This is a genomic window from Dermatophilaceae bacterium Soc4.6, assembly GCA_039889245.1.
GTDB lineage: Bacteria > Actinomycetota > Actinomycetes > Actinomycetales > Dermatophilaceae > Lapillicoccus.
In genome coordinates this window covers 2,850,000-2,864,782 of record JAZGVH010000002.1, presented here as the reverse complement: position 1 = coordinate 2,864,782, position 14,783 = coordinate 2,850,000, and the positions used below count along the sequence as shown (strand labels likewise).

Sequence of the window (14,783 nt, the reverse complement as noted above, 5' to 3'; positions counted from 1 at the left end):
TGGTGGCCCCCACCCCGGTCAGCCGGCCGACGAGGCGGAGCCGACCGTGCTGGCCGACGAGGCCGGGCACGAGGCTGAGCTCCACGAGCTCGCAGAGCCCCAGGTGCCGAGAGCGGTCTCGTCACCGAGACCCTCGACGTCGTAGGCCTCCGTCAGCTCGGCGGCCGTGAGGCCGATGGCCTGGTCCCCGGAGGGGGTGGTGAGGTGGTCCATGGGATGTCCTGTCGTGAGGAGGGCTTCGGCGGGGCGACGGCGTCGCCCCGCCGATTGGGGGGTCAGCCCCCGGCAGAGGAGAAGGAGCTGCCGCTGCTGGCCGACGAGGCCGGGCACGAGGCCGATCCGGCGCAGGCGAAGGAGCCGGCGCAGGTGAAGCCGGCCGCCGTGAGGTCGTCGAGGGCCTCGGCGTCGATGTCCTCGGCGACGAGCACGAGGTCGTCCGAGCCGTCGAAGGTGGTGAAGGCGTCCATGGGATGGGGTCCTTTCGTGGTGGCCCCGCGGGGCCGGGTGAGTGGGTGTGGTGGTGCCGGTCAGCCGAAGGAGGAGGCCGACCCGCCGGTGCTGGCGGTCGAGGCCGGGCAGGAGGCCGAGCTCCAGGAGCTCGCGGAGCCCCAGGTGCCCAGCGCGGTCTCGTCACCGAGGCCCTCGACGGCGAAGCCGTCGGTGAGGTCTGCGGCGGTGAGCTCGAAGGTCGAGCCGGTCTCGTCGTTCGGGGTGGCCATCGTGCTCAGCCCCACGAGCTGGCGGAGCCGGCGGAGCTCGCCGACGAGGCGGGGCACGAGGCGGACGAGCCGGACGACAACGTGCCGAACGAGGCCAGGGCCGCGTCGTCGGGCAGCGCCTCGACGTCGAAGACCGTCAGGTCCTCGGCGAACAGCTCGTCCCCGTTGTCCTGCGTGAGAGTGCTCATGTTGCTTCCTTTCCGGAGGGGTGGTGCAGGTGGTGTGACTGGTGGATCGCCTCCGTCCGCGGCAACGGACGAAGGAGCTGGTGGCCCTGTCCGCGCTCAGACGGGCGGGGTCTCGGGATAGGCGCTCGCACGGCCGAGTGCGACGGCGAAGACCTGGGAGAGGTGGTATCCGTCGGCGACCACGTGGTGGCGCAGGCCGCTGGGCAGGAAGCCGGCGAAGACGCTCCCGGTCAGGCCGCGGAAGGAGGCGGCGAGCAGCGTGGAGTAGCAGACGCTGCCGGCCCTCAGGTGGAGTAGCCTCAGCCCGTGGTCGCCCCGGGAGTGGACGGCGTCAGCCGGGGATCCCACGGCGGCCACGATGACCGGGGCATCGGCATACTCGACCTGCAGCACCATCTGCGCGACCGCGTCGCGGTCGACCTCGGCGAGCAGGACGTAGGTCGAGGTGGGGGCCTCGAAGCGATAGAGCCCCGGGGAGAGACCGACCACGCGCAGGGCGGCGACGACCAGCTGGGGTCGGGTGGCCCACTCCAGGGCTGACGGCCACAGGTCGTCGTCGGCGGCGAGGGCCGACCTCAGCGCCTCGGTGAGGACCTCGAGGCCGACGGGCTCGTCAGTGAAGAAGCGCTCGGAGCGGCGGCGCTCGAGGACCTCGTCGAGGCTCCGGGAGGGCAGCTCGGCGGGATGCCCGGCCGTCAGTCGCACCGGGCTCACGAGCCCACGTCCCCCGAGGGTCCGGGGACCCCCTTCCCGCGCGGGGAGGGGTGGCCGGTGCACGTCCTGGCGGTCGGTGCGCACGGCGGACATGAGCTCGGCGAGCAGCTGGCTCCCGCTGCGGGGGGTGGTGACGACGGCACTCATCGGACGGGTCCCTTCTCGAGGACGCCGAAGACCGCGGTGACGGGTTCGGCGTCGGGGTCGCTGGCCAGCAGCTCGGCGAGCGCGGCGTCGTCCCAGACCGGCACGGCAAGCAGCCGCAGACCGGCCGCGACAGCCAGCGCATGGGCCTGGGCCATCGCCGCGCCCGCGTCGAGGTGCAGGATGCGCCAGGCGAACGCGCCGTACTTCGTCGCGACGGTGTCCAGCCCGCCCGTGAGGACCACGACGGCCGGCACGTCAGGGACACCCGCGAGCGCCGTCTCGGGGTCGGCCCACGGCAGGAGGGCGAGCGACGCATCCTGGCTCTGGAAGCCGTAGACGCCAGGTCGCAGGCCGTCGACCCGACGCGCGACGAGGTAGGCCGACGGCGACCCCAGGTTGCCACCCGTTGCGCACCAGCGGTCGACCCGGGAGGAGCTGCCGGAGGGTCCGTTGCGCAGACCGACGGTCCGCACCAGCAGGTCACCGACGACGTCGAGGCGCACGGGGTGGCCGGCGTCCACCTCCCGAGCCGGCAGCGCGACCCGCGGCGACGCGGGCCACACGCGGTGGCGTCGTTGCAGGGCGATGTTGCCCGACTGGTAGTGCACCTGGTGGTCCTTGGGGTTCAGGCCGTCGCGCGGGGGAAAGGCCACCGAGTGCGTGTAGGCCCAGCCCAGCGGCAGGCCGCCGTCGCCGTCGGAGGCGCTCGGGTCCATGCACACGGGACACGACGGGTGTGGCACGACGACCCGGGCGGTCTGGACGAGGTCGTCGAGTCGCGTCGTCACGACGAAGCGGCTTGCGGCAGTGGTCCCCACGCGGGAGAGCAGGGCGACCACGTCACGCACCACGAGCAGCGCAGCGAGCTCGCGGTCGGCGCTGCCCGGCGTCGACGCCTCGGGCGCCTCGGGCGCCAGGAGCGTGCGCCGTTGGCGCATCGCACAGCTGGCGCAGGTGGTGTGAGCGCCGTCGAGCACCGGACCCGCGTGCACCGCAGCCCCGTCGACGTGGATCGGGAGGACGGACGAGGACCCGCGCGCGGACAACGCGGCCGCCTCGGCCTCGGGACCGTCCCCGACGACCAGCAGCAGGTCGCCCGCGGGTCGGTCGTCGCGCACCCGGTCTTCGACCCAGACGCTGCCGACCGACTCGGCCTCGAGCAGCCGGGCGACCAGCTCGGCCCACGGTGCGTCGGTCGACACCACGCCGACCACCGACCGGCGCAGCCGGTCGAGGGCCTCGGTGCCGTTGCGGTTGACCCGGGTGGTGTCGATCGAGCGGGAGAGGAAGCAGGCAGTGGGGTCGTCGTGGTCGACGGCCGCATCGCCCCGAGCCTCCTCCACCAGCCCGGTCGAGTAGAGCAGCGACAGGATCGTCCAGGCCTCCGCCCGGGCGAGACCGGCCGCCGTCGCGACGGCATCGACGTCGCGGGTGCCGTCGAGCAGGCCCATGACCCGTGGCAGGTGCGTCGCGGAGGCACCCTGGAAGGCCTGTCGGCTCGGTCCGCCGTCGACGATGACACCGGTGGGTGTGGTGACCGTGACGAGGCCGGGGACGGTGCGGGGCATCGCCGGGAAGGAGAACTGCGGGTCGCTCAGGACGGCCCGGGCCATCGCGGTGGCGTCGAGCACGTGCTCAGCCACGGTCGCCACCGCGCGATGCGCCCACGCCGCCCACGCCGACGAGGTCGGTCGCGAGGCCGCGCCAGGTCGAGTCGGCCAGTGGCGGGGTCGTGCGGCACCGGGGGCACCCGTGGACCCCGACGATCCGGTCGCTGCCGCTGGCCCCGGTGTGCAGGTTGAGGTGGGTGACCCGGCCCGCACCGGCCGTGCCCGCGGCCAGCTGCTGCGTGAGCCGCTCCAGCCAGGTGACCGCGAGGGCGACGTGGAGGGGGAGGTGTCCCCTCGGCTCGAGGGAGGGGTCGCGGTCGTAGGCCTGCAGCAGGGGTGCGACCTTGGCGTGGGCGCCGTCGTGCTGGGCCCGACGCACGTGGAGGCATCCGAGGCAGGCTGCCGTGCCGTCGACGAGGGGCCCGAGCCGCAGCCGGGGGTGCTCGACCACGACGGTCGCGGCCGGGGTGCCCGAGTCGACGACGCTGCGGTCGAGGACCCCCTCGAGGTAGGGCGACGGTCGGCCAGCCACCAGCACGCAGAGGTCGGACGGCGGCCAGAAGGCCGGAGCGGCGTGGGGGGTGACGGTGACGTCGCCGCCGGTGACCGCGTGACCCGCGGCGGCGAGGCGGTGGCCGGCCAGGGTGGCGACGGCGGCTCCGAAGGCGCCGAGCCGCAGGATGTGGACTCGCATGGTCAGTCTCCTAGGCGAAGGGCTGGGGGTCGTGGTTGAGGTCGGCCTCGGCGTGGACGGGGTAGCCGAGGCGGGCCGGGGCGTCGTACAGCCGCGGGTGGGCGAGGTAGCGCGCACCGTGGACGAAGGAGAGGGGCATCAGGCCGGGGACGACCACGCGCACCACCCGGAAGCCCGCGTCGCGGGCCTCGTCGGTCGTCAGCTCGACCACCAGCACCTCGTAGCCGGCGTGCGCGAGCCGCGCAGTCACCAGCGCGAGGTCGGCGAGGCTGTCACCGGTGGCCAGGTGCGGGACGTCGACGAGCCGGCGGGACGTGGTGCCGGAGCGGAGGAAGTCGAAGGCGCCGGCCTGCTCGGGTCGGCCCATGTGCACGGCTCCGTGGAAGACGTTGGTGTAGTCGGAGACCTGCTCGGGCAGGACCCGGTCGGCCTGCAGGGCGATGCGGGAGGACGCGGCCTCGCGCAGCATCTTGGCGACGGAGTCCACCGGGTCGAGCGACGTGTTGCACATGACGAGCTGGGTGAGGGTGCGGTGGTGCGGGGTGCGCTCCAGGGAGTAGAAGGTCGGGACCCCGAGGTCGGTGGTGGCGTCGAAGACCGTCACCTCGACGTTGCTGCGGGCGTGACGCTCGGCGAAGGGACGCAGCACGGCGTCGTCCCAGTCGATCTCGAGTCGCGGCCACGGGATGCGCTGCAGCCAGGTGAGCGCGATCGAGTCGCGCTCGATCACCTCGCACAGGCCGCCGAGCACGGCGCTCGCCAGGTCGCTGTGGGCCGCGCACCCGGTCGAGATGCCCGAGGTGAAGCGCTCGGCGGGTGTGCGGGGAGCCAGCCGCATCCAGACGGCCGCCGCCGGGACCCAGCACGGCTCCGCGCGGGTGAGCGACCAGCCCTTCACCCAGCGCTGCCGGCCGTCGATGTCGACGGGGGTGACCGGACCGCCGAGGCGGGACAGCTCGGTGGCCGAGCACTGGGGGAAGCTGGTGAGGTCGACGGCGTCGTCCCCGAGCTCCCTGGCCGTGGCCCAGGTCAGCTGCGTGGTGTCGACGATGCACGAGGCGTAGCGCTCGAGGGCCTCGGCGACGCCGACCCGGCGGGCCCGCTCGGGGTCGAGCGCCCCTCCCGCACCGTCCATCTCGGCCCGGGTGGGGATCCCGCCCACGGCCTCGGCGATGTTCGGCGCCACGGGCGAGAGGTCACCGAGGCTGGCGACGTGGATGGGAAAGGCCGGGTCGCCGGGGAAGGTGGGCAGCCGGCGGATGGACCCCACGACGCCCAGGGGTCCCACGAGGCGGTCGAGCTGCGGGAGGGCGCCGAGGGTGCTCTGGGCCCGACTGTGCTGCGGGACCGGGCGGTGGTCGGCGGGGGTGAGGGCGGTGGGCTCGGCGGGCGTGAGCGCGGCGGGGGTGAGCGCGGCAGGGGCAGGTGCGGTGGCGACCGGTGGGCGGGTCGGTGTCGTGGTCATCGGGCGTCCTTGCGGTCCCAGGTGAAGACGAGGGCCGCAGCCAGGGTGGCGGCGAACGCGATCCCGGCCATCAGGGCCCACTTGGCGGGCAGGCCGGTCGTGGAGCCGTCGCCGACCAGGCTCACGCCGATGGACTGGGAGAGCACCGAGGTGGGCAGGGCGTCGGCGACCCGCCGGACGCCGTCGGGCAGCAGCTGGGATGGCATCATCGAGCCGGCGAAGATCATCGCGACGGGGATCAGGAGCGACGCGATGGTGGTCGCGAGGTCCTGGTTCGACATCCTCGAGGCGAAGAGGTATCCGAGGGCCAGCACCATCACGAGGCCGAGGGCGCACGAGAGCAGGAGGGCCCCGGCAGAGGCGACGTCGAGGTATCCGAGGTAGGCGGCGTAGCCGGCGATCACCCCCACCTGGATGGCGCCCATCGCGAACCGCGCCGGGATCTGCGCGAGGACGAAGGTGGACCGGCGCACCGGTGTCGTCCCGAGCAGCCGCAGGGTCCCGCGCTGCCGCAGACCGACGAGCGGCGCGGCGGTGCCGAGGAACGCCAGCGAGAGCAGACCGAGCATGAGCACCGTCGGGAGGGACCCCCGCACCGGGTCGAAGACGGCCGAGCCGTCGGCGTTGACGACCTCGATCGCCCCCTTGCTCACCCCGGTGCTGTGGACGGCATCGACGACGGGGTTCTTCGAGATGCTGCTGCCCGTGGGGAGAACGATGCTCGCGGTGTCACCGTCGGCTCGGACCCTGATGTTGACGCCGCCGGCAGCGGTAGCGGAGCTGGCGGCGCTGGCAGCGCTGGCAGCGCTGGCGTCGGCGACGACCGTGATGCCGTCGGCTTCGAGAGCGGCGACGACCTCCGCTGCCGCCGGCCCGGTGACCGCAACCACCGGCGGGTCCCCGCCCTTGTCGATCATCACCCCGATCGCGCTGAACATCACGAGGAAGATGAGGGGGAAGACCATGGAGAAGAACAGGCTCTTGGGCTCGCGGGCCAGCTCACGCCAGTTGGTGAGCACCAGCTGGGTGAAGGCCGTCGGTCGCCGTGACGTGAGGGTCGGTCCGGCAGTCAGCGTCGAGGTGGTCATCGTCGTTGCTCCTTCCGCGGGGTCTGGGGATGGGGGGAGTCGGGGTGGTCGCCCGCGACGGAGAGGAAGACGGTCTCGAGGTCGCCGCGGTCGACGCCGATGGACCGGGGGCGCCAGCCCTCCGCGCCGGCGACCACCGCGAGCACGCGGTCGGAGTCGGTAGTGCGGACGCTCACGGTGGTGGCTCCGCGCTCGTCGGAGACCGAGACCGACAGGACGCTCTCCTCCGCGGCGAGGCGGAGCCGGACTTGCGCCGGCCCGGCCGCGGTCTCGAAGGTCACGACCTGCTCGGGGGCCAGCTGGCTGACGAGGCGCGAGGGCCGGTCGAGGGCGCGGACCTGGCCGTCGACGACGAAGGCCACCCGGTCGCACAGGGTCGAGGCCTCGTCCATGTGGTGCGTCGTGAGCAGCACCGTGGTGCCAGCGTCCCGCAGCCCCTCGATGACCGACCACAGGGACCGGCGGGCGGCGGGGTCGAGACCAGCCGACGGCTCGTCGAGCACGATGAGCTCGGGTGAGCCGATCATCGACACCCCGAGGAGCAGCCGGCGCCGCTGACCACCGGAGAGCTTGCGCACGAGCTGGCGCTGCGAGTCGCCCAGCCCGATGAGCTCGAGCACCGCGTCGGTGCCGTAGGAACGGGCATGGAACGAGGAGAAGAGGTCGAGGGCCTCGCGCACCCGGATGTTCTCGAAGAGGCTCGCGTCCTGGGGTTGGACGCTGACCCGCGAGGTGAAGCGGTGCCGGTCGGTCGTCGGGTCCATGCCGAGGACCTCGATGTGGCCCTCGTCCGGCTGACGCAGCCCGACCATGCACTCCACGAGCGTGGTCTTGCCGGCGCCGTTCGGGCCGAGGATGCCGAAGACCTCACCCGCACGGACCTCGAACGAGATCCCGCGCAGGACCTCGCGGTCGCCGTAGCTCTTGCTGACGGACTCGACCCGGGCGGCCGGAGCAGTCGTCGTGTCCACCGTGGCGGGGTGGTTCTCGGTGATGGTCATGGGATCTCCTCGTGGTGCTTCTCGAGTGCGGGTCGTCGACCGGTCGGTGGCGGGCTCACCAGTCCCAGCAGTCCGGTCCGGGGACCGGAGCGGGGACGGGAGCGGGGACGGGAACGGGAGCGGGGACGGGAGCGGGGACGGGAAGGGGAGCGGGGACGGGAGCGGGGACGGGAAGGGGAGCGGGGACGGGAGCGGGAGTGGCGACCGCAGTGGCGACCGGGACGGTGACCGTCGCTGCCGGGGAGGTGGGGCCGGTCGTCGCGGCATGGGCGACGACCGGGACGAGGACCAGCGCACCGCTGGTGAGAGCCAGGGCACAGAGCCTGGTGAGTGAGCGCATCTCGTACTCCTGGGGGGGTGTGGTCTCGGGGTGGAGACCGGTGAACGTGGCTGGCAAGACCCAAGAGTGCTCACTCGATCGACGGCGATCCACGGTTCTGGGCGCCCGGTTCGGGACGTGTCACCGGCAGGACAAATGACCCCTCAACCACTCGTGCGTCGAACTGGCCACCGACCCAGCACCCGACCCCTCCGCTACCGCAAACTCTTTCTCTCACAAGCATTTTCGCGCATTTTTCGGCATCCTCGAGCGCAGCCTGCGCGACGCCGGGGGGTGGCTCAGCCGACCCCGCGACGGTGTGTCCACATCGGGTCATGTCCCTGCCGGGCGACCCGCTGGACGGCCTGTCGAGGTCTGTGAGGATGTCGGGAGGCGCAGGAGGTGCCGGAGGTGCAGGGAGCTGCAGCGGACGCCGAAGACCCCCCGGTGCCCGAGGGCACCAGGGGGTCTGTCGTCAGGGGGAGACCGTCGGCGTCAGTTGACCTGGCGCTCGCGGCCCTCCCAGTAGGGCGCGCGCAGCTTGAACTTCTGCACCTTGCCGGTCGCGGTGCGCGCCAGCGCCTCGCGGAACTCGATGCTCGAGGGGGCCTTGTAGCGGGCGACCTGGCTCTTGCAGAAGTCGATCAGCTCGGCCTCGGTGACCGTCGCACCGGGCGTGAGGACGACGAGCGCCTTGATCGTCTCGCCCCACTTCTCGTCGGGGACGCCGATGACGGCGACCTCGGTGACGTCGGGGTGCGAGAAGAGGGCGTCCTCGACCTCGATCGAGGAGACGTTCTCGCCGCCGGTGATGATGACGTCCTTCTTGCGGTCCTGGATGGTGAGGTAGCCGTCCGGGCCGATGACCCCACCGTCGCCGGTGTGGAACCAGCCGCCGTCGAGGGCGGCCGCACTCTCCGCGGGCTGCTCCCAGTAGCCCTCGAGGATGACGTTGGAGCGGGCCAGCACCTCGCCGTGCTCGTCGATCTTCAGGGTGGCGCCGATCGCAGGCTGTCCCTGGCGGGTCAGCTTGCTCGCGATCTCCTGCGGCGGCAGCTCGTCCCACTCGGAGCGCATCCTGTTGATCGTCAGGAGCGGCGAGGTCTCGGTGAGGCCATAGATCTGGATGAACTCCCAGCCGAGCTCGTCGCGCACGCGCTGCACCGTGCGGGTCGGCGGCGGCGCCCCCGCCACGATGACGCGGACGGTGTCGCGCCCCGGCACCGCGCCGTCCCAGTCGGGCAGTGCGTCGAGCACGGCCGAGACCACTGCGGGGGCGCAGCACATCACCGTGACTCCATGGTCACGCACCCGGCGCAGGATCTCGGCGCCGTCGACCTTGCGCAGCACGACCTGGGGTACGCCCATGCCCGTCATGGCGAACGGCATGCCCCAGCCGTTGCAGTGGAACATCGGCAGCGTGTGGAGGTAGACGTCGCGGTCGGTGACCCCGGCGTGCAGCGCGAAGGTGACGGCGTTGGTCCAGATGTTGCGGTGGGTGATCTGCACACCCTTGGGGCGGGCCGTCGTGCCCGAGGTGTAGTTGATCGTCGCGGTGGCACCCTCGTCGGGCTCCCAGGCGCGCGGCTCGGTGTCGAACGCATACATCTGGCTGTCGTCCTCGCCGATGACGAAGACGTGCTCGGCCTCGATCTCGCCGATGAGCTCCGTCAGCTCGGGGTCGATGTAGACGACCCGGGCGCCACTGTGGTCGATGATGTAGCGCACCTCGGGGACCGAGAGCCGGAAGTTGACCGGCACGAGCACCCGACCAGAGCCGCAGACACCGAAGAAGGCCGCCATGAGGCGGGCGCTGTTGTGGCTGACGTAGGCGACCCGGTCACCCACCTCGAGCCCGAGGGTATCGAGTCTCGCCGCCTGGGCCCGGGCGAGCTCGCCGACCCTCGCGTAGGTCACGTCGCCGAGCGACTCGGCCGGCTGCACGGGCTCGTCGACGACACCTACGCGCTCGCCGTAGACCGCGAGGGCCCGGGCGAGGAAGTCGTCGACGGAAAAGGGAACGATCATCGGTGCCTCCTTGCACTGTGTGGATCTGTCTCCACTCTAGTGACGCCACCAGGACGTCGGGAGGTCTCTTGACAGGTATTCGAACACATGTTCGAATGAGTCATGACACACGAGGTGGCGGTGACCACCCGGGAAGCAGCATCCGACCTCGCCCACGAGGAGGCGGCCGTCATCGCTGCGCGCCTGCACCGGGCCGAGGCCGACCTGATCGACCTGGCCGTCCGCGTCGTCGACGACGAGCTGTGGGCCGGCGGCGGCATCCTGTCCCCGGAGCACTGGCTCGTGCTCCGGGTCGGGCTGTCGCCCACCAGGGCTCACGACGTGACGCGCATCGCGCGTCGGTGGGCGGCGATGCCCACCCTGGCCGCTGCGGTGCGCGCCGGGTCGGTCTCCCTCGACCAGGCCGCGGTCGTGGCCAAGCACGCCCCGCCGGACCACGAGCGCTCCGCCACCGAGCTGGCGGTGCGCGCCACCGTGCCTCAGCTGCGACGCGCCCTGAGCCGCTACCAGTTCGCCCCCGAGACGGCGGTCGAGAGGGCGGCGGAGGCGGAGGGGGCTGCGGAGACGGTGGCTGACGAGGCGACCCTGGAGCCGCAGACCCCGCCTCCGGCGCCAGCAACGGTCGTGATCCCCCCACTGCGCGACCCCGAGGGGGCGAAGACCGCCGGGTCCCTCGCGTGGGCCCTGCAGCCGCCCGAGCTGACGATGGGGCACGTCGACGGACGGTTCTGGATGCGTTTCTCAGCGCCGTCCGACGTCGGAGCCCTCGTCGAGCAGGCCGTGCTCGAGGCGAAGGACGCCCTGTTCCGAGCGGCCAGCACGGCCACCGCGGGCGACGGGCCGGACGGGTCCACGGCCACGGTCACGGGAGCCGATGCCCCGTCGATCACCCTGGGTGACGCGCTCATCGAGGTGGCCAGCCGGTCACTGTCGAGCATCGAGTCCGCGTCCCGGTCCCAGCGCTACCGCGTCTACGTCCACCTCTCGAGCGACGGGTCGTGGATCAACGGCCGAGGCGCCATCCCGCCGAGTCTGGCGGCCAAGTTCGCCTGTGACGGGGTGGTCCAGCCGATCTGGGAGGTCGACGGTGCACCGGTCAGCGTCGGCCGCGACCAGCGCATCGTGCCGGACCGCTCGCGCCGTCTCATCGAGGACCGCGACCGCGGCTGCCGCTACCCCGGATGCTGCGCCACCCGTCACGTCGAGGTGCATCACCTCGACCACTGGGCCCATGGAGGAGCCACGGACATCAACCGAATGCTCAGCCTCTGCCCCCGCCACCACGACGGGCACCACCGGGGGGAGTTCTCGATGGAGGGAGACCCCGACCGTCGCAGCGGGGTGGTCTTCCGCAACCACCGGGGGCGCGAGATCCGGGTGGGACCGCCGCCCGGTGAGTCGGGAGTCGACCTCGCTCCCGCAGCCTCTGCCACGTCCGCCACGTCCCCGACTTCCGCCTCTTCCGCCGGTCACGCCGGCGCGTCCCCTGTGGAGCCCTTGACGCCCTATCGCGGCCCTGCGGGTGACCGACTCATCACCAAGTGGGTCACTCTCCCCTCCGACGCTGCCCTCGGTCGGCAGGATGCCTGGAAGCTCAGGGTCGCCACTCCGGCCTCGGTCCCGCAGGTGTGCTGAGCAACCAGAGACCGCCGGTCCAACCCACGTCGGCCCAACGTCAGGAAGAGGGCGGGGCCAGGAGTGAGCTGAGGACATCGACGAGCACCGGACCGGCATCAGCCGAGAGGAACCCGTCGAGCACCAGGCTGGCGAAGCCGTGGACCGCAGCCCACGCCAGGAGGTCGAGCCCGTCGCGACGCTGCAACGCTCCGAGCGCGTCGAGCCGGTCGAGGGTGTCGACCAGTAGGCCGTAGGCCGAGTCGGTGTCGACGTCGGTGTCGCTCTCGGTCCGCGCGGTGGTCCCCGCGGTGGTCCCCGCAGTGGTCCCTGTGTCCGTGCCGATGTCGACGTGCGGGATCCTGGCGCAGTAGGGGCCGAAGGTGTGTCGGAAGAGGTGTGGCTCGTCGACCGCGAAGCCGATGTAGGCCACGCCGACGGCCGCCAGTCGCGTGAGCCCGGTAGCTGAGTCGTCGACCGTCAGCCCACCGGCGGCCTCGACGGCGCGGCGGTCGAGCTCGTCGGCTCCACGCTCGGCCACCGCGACGAGGATCGCCGTCTTGTCGGCGAAGTGGTGGTAGGCAGCGCTCGGGCTGACCCCGACCGCCTGCGCGACCGCCCGCAGTGACACCGCCTCCGCCCCCTGCGCCCTGACCCGCGACAGGGCCTCGGCCACCAGCGCCTCCCGCAGGTCGCCGTGGTGGTAGGGGGACGCGTCAGCAGACACCCACGCACCCTTCGCGGTGCCGGCACCCCTGGTCTTCCTCATCGGGACAGCATACGAACGGTGGGGAGCTGACCCGAACGGAGGTCTTGACAGTGTTAAGTTCAAGTGTCACCGTCACAGTATGAACACTGTTCAGATGACCCACCAGCGACCCGAGGGCACCAGTCCCTCCCCCTCGACCACCGTGGCGCCCCCCGGTCGCCTCGAGCGATTCGGCGCCCTGGTCGCTCGGCGGCCGCGCGCCGTCCTCGCCCTCTTCCTTGCCGCACTGGCCGTGGCGGGCGTCCTCGGCGCCGGCCTCTTCCCGCGGCTGCAGTCCGCAGGATTCGACGACGCCGACGCCGAGTCCGGACGGGCGTCGACGGTGCTGGGCGCGCGCTTCCACGTCCACCAGCCGATCCTGGTGCTGGCCGTCGACACCCCCGCCGGCGTCGACTCGGCCGCCGGGAGCGCTGCCGCGACCGCTCTCGTGCGGGAGGTGGGTCGCAGCTCCGGCGTCACCGACGTGACGTCGTACTGGACCTCAGGCCGCCCGGGGGCCCTCCGCAGCACCGACGGGCGCATGGGTGAGGTGGTCGTCGGCGTGGGCGCCGCCGACGACACCACCCGGGCCGAAGTGGGCGCCCGGGTGACCGCCCTCGTCGAGCAGCTCGACGCACGTGACCCGCTGCTCACGGTGGCGATCGGCGGCGCCGAGGCCGTCAACCAGGCCATCAACGACTCGATCACGGGCGACCTCGCCCGGGCCGAGTCGATCGCGATTCCCCTGACCTTCGTGCTCCTGCTCCTGGTCTTCGGCAGCCTCGTCTCGGCTGGTCTCCCCCTCGTCGTCGCCCTGGGATCCATCGTGGGAAGCTTCTTCCTGGTATGGGTCATCTCGCTGACCACCGACGTGTCGATCTTCGCCCTCAACCTCATCACCGGCCTGGGTCTCGGACTGGGCATCGACTACGCCCTGCTCGTCGTGACCCGCTTCCGTGAAGAGCTCGCCCTGGTGGACGACCCCTCGCGCGACGGGGTGCGCGCCGCCGTGGCCCGCACGGTCGCGACCGCCGGGCGCACCGTGATCTTCTCCGGTGCGACCGTCACCGTGGTGCTCGCCTCGATGATGTTCTTCCGGCAGTACTTCCTGCGGTCGTTCGGCTACGCCGGCGTGGCCGCCACGGCCATGGCCGTGCTCGCGGCCATCACCGCTCTCCCCGCCGCCCTCTCGCTGCTCGGCACCCGGATCGACCGGCTGCGGGTGCGCGGCCGGGATCTCGCACCACGCGACGACGGAGCCTGGGCGCGGGTAGCGGGGGCGGTGATGCGCCGACCCGTGCCCGTGCTGTTCGCCGTCATCACCCTCCTGGGCGTGCTGGCCTCTCCGGTGCTGGGGGTCAGCTTCACGCAGACCGACCAGCGCGCGCTCCCTGCCGACCACCCCGTGGCCGTCACCTCGGCAACGCTGGCGACGCGGTTCGCTGGGCAACAGGGCTCCCCGGTCGACGTGGTGCTGCCGGGGATGGCCTCGCGGGCGACCGACGTCCGGCAGTATGCCGAGACGCTGTCGCGTCTGCCACACGTCGTCACGGTCACGACCCCTACCGACGTCGTCGCGTCGGGTGCTGTCGTGGCGCCCAACCCCGACCCACGCTCGTGGGCCGCCGGGCCCGACGCCCGACTGGCCGTCGTCTCCGACGTCGAGCCGGTCACGAACGCCGGGCGAGACCTCGTCGCCAGCATCCGCTCGACCGCCCCACCGGTGCCCGACCGGCTCGTCGGGGGGACGGCGGCGCAGTTCACCGACTCGCAGTCAGCCATCGCCGACCGCGGCCGGTGGGCGCTGGCCTGGATCGCCCTCGCCACCCTGGTGCTGCTCTTCCTCTTCACGGGGTCGGTCCTCATCCCGGTCAAGGCCGTCCTGCTCAACGTGCTCAGCCTCACCGCGACGCTCGGCGTCCTCGTCTGGGTCTTCCAGGAGGGCCATCTCCAGTGGCTGGTCGGCGACTTCACCGTGACCGGCGGGGTCGACACGTCGATGGCCGTCCTCGTCGCCGTCACCGCGTTCGCGCTGTCGATGGACTACGAGGTGTTCCTGATCGCCCGCATCGCCGAGGAGCACCACCGCGGCAGCGACACCCAGCGGTCGGTGACCCTCGGCCTTCAGCGGTCGGGACGCATCATCACCGCCGCGGCGGTCCTGCTCGCCGTGGTCTTCGCCACCTTCGTCACCAGCGGCGTCACCAACATCAAGCAGCTCGGCTTCGGCGTGGCCTTCGCCATCCTCCTCGACGCCACCGTGGTGCGTGGGCTGCTCGTCCCGGCCCTCATGCGACTGCTCGGTGAGGCCAACTGGTGGGCGCCGCGCTGGCTGACGCGGGTGCACGGGCGGCTGGGGCTGCGCGAGCACTGACCTGGCCATCGCGAGGTCACAGGGGTCAGGTCGCAGGGGTCAGGTCACCGGGGATCAGCCCACAGTGAGCGCAG

Annotated in this window: 15 protein-coding genes; 2 read left to right on the top strand and 13 right to left on the bottom strand. The window is 72.4% G+C overall.

The window, feature by feature from the left end; all coding sequences use genetic code 11:
• Nucleotides 1-18: 18 nt before the first annotated feature.
• From V3N99_13360 to V3N99_13305, 12 genes are all read right to left on the bottom strand, one after another.
• A complete protein-coding gene (locus V3N99_13360; protein ID MEO3937728.1) occupies nt 19-213 on the bottom strand; it encodes a thiocillin family RiPP in 195 nt (64 codons plus the stop codon).
• Nucleotides 214-275: 62 nt separating this feature from the next.
• Complete coding sequence (locus V3N99_13355; GenBank protein MEO3937727.1) at nt 276-467, bottom strand: thiocillin family RiPP; 192 nt, start codon at nt 465-467, stop codon at nt 276-278.
• 60 nt (nt 468-527) lie between these two features.
• A complete protein-coding gene (locus V3N99_13350; GenBank protein MEO3937726.1) occupies nt 528-719 on the bottom strand; it encodes a thiocillin family RiPP in 192 nt (63 codons plus the stop codon).
• A gap of 5 nt (nt 720-724) precedes the next feature.
• The gene (locus tag V3N99_13345) at nt 725-907 is read right to left on the bottom strand and encodes a thiocillin family RiPP (GenBank protein ID MEO3937725.1); all 183 of its coding nucleotides are present in this window, start codon (nt 905-907) and stop codon (nt 725-727) included.
• 96 nt (nt 908-1,003) lie between these two features.
• The gene (locus V3N99_13340) at nt 1,004-1,768 is read right to left on the bottom strand and encodes a nitroreductase family protein (GenBank protein ID MEO3937724.1); all 765 of its coding nucleotides are present in this window, start codon (nt 1,766-1,768) and stop codon (nt 1,004-1,006) included.
• Entirely contained in the window at nt 1,765-3,411 is a 1,647-nt protein-coding gene (locus V3N99_13335) for a nitroreductase family protein (protein MEO3937723.1), read from the bottom strand. The genes V3N99_13340 and V3N99_13335 overlap by 4 nt, the downstream gene beginning before the upstream one ends.
• Entirely contained in the window at nt 3,404-4,072 is a 669-nt protein-coding gene (locus V3N99_13330; protein ID MEO3937722.1) for a TOMM precursor leader peptide-binding protein, read from the bottom strand. Before V3N99_13330 ends, V3N99_13335 begins: the two co-directional genes overlap by 8 nt.
• A 10-nt stretch (nt 4,073-4,082) precedes the next feature.
• Nucleotides 4,083-5,537, bottom strand: coding sequence for a YcaO-like family protein (locus V3N99_13325; GenBank protein MEO3937721.1), 1,455 nt, complete (start codon nt 5,535-5,537; stop codon nt 4,083-4,085).
• Nucleotides 5,534-6,625, bottom strand: coding sequence for an ABC transporter permease (locus V3N99_13320; protein ID MEO3937720.1), 1,092 nt, complete (start codon nt 6,623-6,625; stop codon nt 5,534-5,536). Before V3N99_13320 ends, V3N99_13325 begins: the two co-directional genes overlap by 4 nt.
• Nucleotides 6,622-7,626 (bottom strand): ABC transporter ATP-binding protein, encoded by a 1,005-nt coding sequence (locus V3N99_13315; protein ID MEO3937719.1) that lies wholly within the window; start codon nt 7,624-7,626, stop codon nt 6,622-6,624. The genes V3N99_13320 and V3N99_13315 overlap by 4 nt, the downstream gene beginning before the upstream one ends.
• A gap of 55 nt (nt 7,627-7,681) precedes the next feature.
• A complete protein-coding gene (locus V3N99_13310) occupies nt 7,682-7,966 on the bottom strand; it encodes a hypothetical protein (protein ID MEO3937718.1) in 285 nt (94 codons plus the stop codon).
• 474 nt (nt 7,967-8,440) lie between these two features.
• Complete coding sequence (locus tag V3N99_13305; protein MEO3937717.1) at nt 8,441-9,973, bottom strand: AMP-binding protein; 1,533 nt, start codon at nt 9,971-9,973, stop codon at nt 8,441-8,443.
• 102 nt (nt 9,974-10,075) lie between these two features.
• On the opposite strand from V3N99_13305, the gene V3N99_13300 reads away from it, so the two are divergent.
• Nucleotides 10,076-11,608 (top strand): DUF222 domain-containing protein, encoded by a 1,533-nt coding sequence (locus tag V3N99_13300; protein MEO3937716.1) that lies wholly within the window; start codon nt 10,076-10,078, stop codon nt 11,606-11,608.
• 40 nt (nt 11,609-11,648) lie between these two features.
• Here V3N99_13300 and V3N99_13295 read toward each other — a convergent pair whose 3' ends face one another.
• Entirely contained in the window at nt 11,649-12,314 is a 666-nt protein-coding gene (locus V3N99_13295; protein MEO3937715.1) for a TetR/AcrR family transcriptional regulator, read from the bottom strand.
• Between the two features lie 136 nt (nt 12,315-12,450).
• On the opposite strand from V3N99_13295, the gene V3N99_13290 reads away from it, so the two are divergent.
• Nucleotides 12,451-14,709, top strand: a complete 2,259-nt coding sequence (locus V3N99_13290; GenBank protein MEO3937714.1) for an MMPL family transporter — start codon at nt 12,451-12,453, stop codon at nt 14,707-14,709.
• Nucleotides 14,710-14,783: the final 74 nt, after the last annotated feature.